Genomic DNA, 677 nt, shown 5'->3' with positions numbered 1-677 from the left:
CCTCCGGGCCCGCCGCCGAATGGCTGGAACACGCCAAGACCCAGGCCGCCCGGATCGCCATCAGCAGCTGGCTCCGGGACCACCCCGACGGCGCCACCCCCACCACCACGCCCGCCCGGGCCCCGCTGTCGGTGGTCGGGGCCCGGGGCGGCGGCGGCAACGCCGTGGCCGACCTCCCGGACGCCACCGTGCGGCTGGCCGGCTGCTGCACGCCGGTGCCGCCCGACGAGGTCGCCGGGTTCGTGGTCCGGGGCGGGGCCGTCACCGTCCACCGCGTCGCATGCGCCGCCGTGGCGCAGATGCGCTCGCTGGGGCGCACCTCCGTCGCGGTGCACTGGCGGGCGACCGCGGACTGCCGGGTCACCCTGACCGCGGAATCGTTCGGCCGCCCGCACCTGCTGGCCGACCTGACCGAGGCCATCGCCCGACAGGGGGTCGAGGTCGTCTCGGCGACCGTGGAACCGCCCGTCGAGCAGCGCGTCCGGCACACCTACACCCTGCAACTGCCGGACGCGTCCGTCCTGCCGGCGCTGATGCGGGCGATGCGGGACGTGCCCGGCGTCTACGACGTGGACCGGGCGTAGGGCGGGTGCGGGCGGCCGGGACGGGGCCGGCCGGAGCCTGAGCCGGCGGGAGCCGGTCCGTCCGGCGCGTGAGCCTGCCGCAGGGACGGGGAC

The 677-nt window shown here is 78.1% G+C and carries 1 protein-coding gene; it reads left to right on the top strand.

Annotation, left to right across the window (positions count from 1 at the left end; translation table 11 throughout):
* The coding region (locus tag HYE82_RS36940) for a bifunctional (p)ppGpp synthetase/guanosine-3',5'-bis(diphosphate) 3'-pyrophosphohydrolase (RefSeq protein WP_179178587.1) at window positions 1-584 on the top strand (584 nt) is incomplete at its 5' end.
* Between the last annotated feature and the right edge of the window lie 93 nt (window positions 585-677).

Origin of the sequence: Streptomyces sp. BR123, from assembly GCF_013401435.1 — a bacterium.
Classification (GTDB): Bacteria; Actinomycetota; Actinomycetes; order Streptomycetales; family Streptomycetaceae; genus Streptomyces.
The sequence above is the reverse complement of the archived record's forward strand: the minus strand, read 5'-3'. Positions and strand labels throughout refer to the sequence as shown.